General features: G+C 41.6%; 2 protein-coding genes and 1 pseudogene. 2 read left to right on the top strand and 1 reads right to left on the bottom strand.

All coding sequences use genetic code 11. The features are described from left to right. Positions 1-304: 304 nt before the first annotated feature. Entirely contained in the window at positions 305-562 is a 258-nt protein-coding gene (locus tag F6K49_RS39815; protein ID WP_293106210.1) for a hypothetical protein, read from the bottom strand. Between the two features lie 909 nt (positions 563-1,471). On the opposite strand from F6K49_RS39815, the gene F6K49_RS39810 reads away from it, so the two are divergent. Together F6K49_RS39810 and F6K49_RS39805 are read left to right on the top strand one after the other, a co-directional pair. After that, a complete protein-coding gene (locus F6K49_RS39810; RefSeq protein ID WP_293106207.1) occupies positions 1,472-1,735 on the top strand; it encodes a transposase family protein in 264 nt (87 codons plus the stop codon). Between the two features lie 385 nt (positions 1,736-2,120). Further along, positions 2,121-2,766: pseudogene (locus tag F6K49_RS39805) on the top strand (signal transduction protein); the annotation flags it as partial.

The raw sequence follows: 2,766 nt of genomic DNA, 5'->3' as shown, positions 1-2,766 counted from the left end.
CGTACGTCCGAGTCTTCTCGTTACTGCCCGATTCCCGATTCCCGATTCCCGATTCCCTGTTCCCGATTCCCTGTTCCCTGTTCCCTGTTCCCTGTTCCCTCAACAAAAAAAATTCGGTCAAGTTCTGGTTAATTCCAATCCTTGACCGAATTATTTTTTGTAATAGTCAAGAGCCCTAGGATTCTTGACTATGTGTTCACCAAATCAACAACAGACAAACTTAGGTTTTAGACTTCAGACGTCGTACTTTCTCCTCAGTTTTTTCCTTGTCGCCAGGGATTGGCATCCCTGGCAACTTGCTATCTTAATCTACCAACAGATGTCGAATCAAAATACTGATCACCTCACCAGAATTTCCGATCGGTTGAGGAGTGCTCCATTCCTGAACTTGGGCGTAGCCACGGCCATAAAGATTATAGATTGTGACCCGCACAGTTTTGGGAGAACCAATCAATATATGTTTGATTTGCTCCCGTCCTGGCTGGGGTTGGCCAAATAATTCAGGGAAATTAGGATTGTTGGGATTATACTCAAAATTTGGGAGAAAGTTTTCGATGTCCATAATGTTTTTTGCTGTTGTTTTTGGGACATTTTTATGTTAATAAATAATTATTTATTTTGTCAAGTATTTTTCAACATTTTTTTTAGATTTTTTTTCGGGAGGGGGTATATATAAAAAAACTAGATTAGTATTTTTTGGCTGATATTTTTAATTAGCGTTCGCTTTTAGCGGAAGCTGAGGCCAAAGGCCACGCTTTGCGTTCGCGTAGCGTCGGCTTTGCCGAAACGCTTCATCGCGTAGCGGCTCTTTCAGAGCATCGCATTTAATTTGAGACTGTAATCATGGGATCGTTTAGCGGATCAGACTATCGCCTTTTTTTAGGGATTATGAATTAGGGATGATGAATTAGAGTAATGGTGTTAGATTGGAGGAGTCCGGAAATCTCTCTAGTTTGTCCCCCTTTCATGCGGGATATAATGGGGAATAAAACCCTTTCTATGCCATTTTCTAGTACGATCCCCCCCAGCCCCCCTTAATAAGGGGGGAGTCCGGAAATCTATCTACTTTTTCCCCCTTTCATGCGGGATATAATCGGGGATGAAACCCTTTCTATGCCATTTTCTAGTACGATCCCCCCCAGCCCCCCTTAATAAGGGGGGAGTCCGGAAATCTATCTACTTTTTCCCCATTCCATGCGGGATATAATCGGGGATGAAACCCTTTATATGCCATTTTCTAGTACGATCCCCCCCAGCCCCCCTTAATAAGGGCAGGGCTGTTTCATTATAGAGTAAAAAGGTGTATATTGAAGCAATAGCCCGAAAAAATCGCATAATTCCCATTATATACCCAAATTATGGAGAAAAGCTGAATCGACGTTTCTCTTAGAAATACCATTACATCGCAGTCCTCATGGTCTTCGTCATCCTCTATGGCTAGTGCTTCTAATTATCATTATGGGGATGATGAGTGGTTATTGGGGTTATCGACAATTGGGTAGATTTGTGGAACGCCACCGCACAGCAATTTTTTAGTAGACTGAAAATTCCTTGTGCTCGTGTTCCTTCTTATTCAGCAATCAGAAGGGTCATGATTAATTTAGATTACGAAGAACTCCAAATTGTATTTAATCAATGGAGTAAACAATATAGTATAATTCCATCTAATGAATGGATATCCCTGGATGGTAAAAGTCTCAAAAATACCGTGAGTAACTACGATCGCGTAGCGTGACCAAAGGTCAATCAGGCGCAACAAAACTTTATCAACTGTGTTTCGGCTTTGTCTTGATGCAGTCGCTCATGGGGTTTCCCCCATGAGCGACTGCATCAAGACAATGAGCCATAATTTGAGGTATATCCTCAGTTTTTGGACTTAAGACTAATTATCTCTAATTATCTTCTATTTTATTGAAAATGAAACAGCCCTGCCCGCGCGGAAGGGGGGAGTCCGGAAATCTATCTACTTTTTCTCCCTTTACTTAATAAGAGTGAAGTCCGGAAATCGCTCTGTAAAGTCCCCCTTATTAAGGGGGATTTAGGGGGATCACAACCCATGCAAAAAACCTGCTCCCGAAATTGCTATAATTAAACCTATCGAACATAACTACCTATAAATTATGGCAGTATTGTGCCTTTTGGCTAGTTTAGAACTATCGAAAATAGCGCCACCCTTGTTAAGTATTCTTGGGAAAGAAGCAGGGAAGCGCTTAACTCAATCCCTGACTAAAAGCGATATCGAAAAAGCCATCAAAGCCGGAGCAGAAGCGGTTGATCAATGGGACAAACAACTGGATAGTCAACAGCGCTTATTTTTTCACGCTCCCCCGGATGGCTGGAATGGAGTTAGTAGGTTTTTGAACCACTATTTTACTCATTCAGCAGTTTTGGCGGAATTACAGAAACCGTTACTTAATCAAGGGAAACCAGACCGGGATATTTTAAGCACCGTATTTCAACAAGAAGCTGAAGCCAAGACTATTAAACTAAATCAAGACAGTCTCAAGCCTTGGGTAGAGACATTTATTAATGCGTATTTTCAGCACACAGATACTTATCTAAAATTTCAGGTAGCTAAAGGGGATTATAATCAACAGTTAGCTAACTGGTTTGATGATGTTAAATTTGCTGGCATTGCTGTGCCTGGGCAAGAAGTAGAAAAATCGGAGAAGTTAGCCCAGATTTTTGTAATGCCAGATGTAGTGGAAGACGTATCAACTGCTCGCCCTTGGGATCGGGAGTTGTTACCAGTTGGTAGTGGAGAAA

Source organism: Moorena sp. SIO3I6 (assembly GCF_010672095.1).
This window is presented reverse-complemented; position numbering and strand designations above follow the sequence as displayed.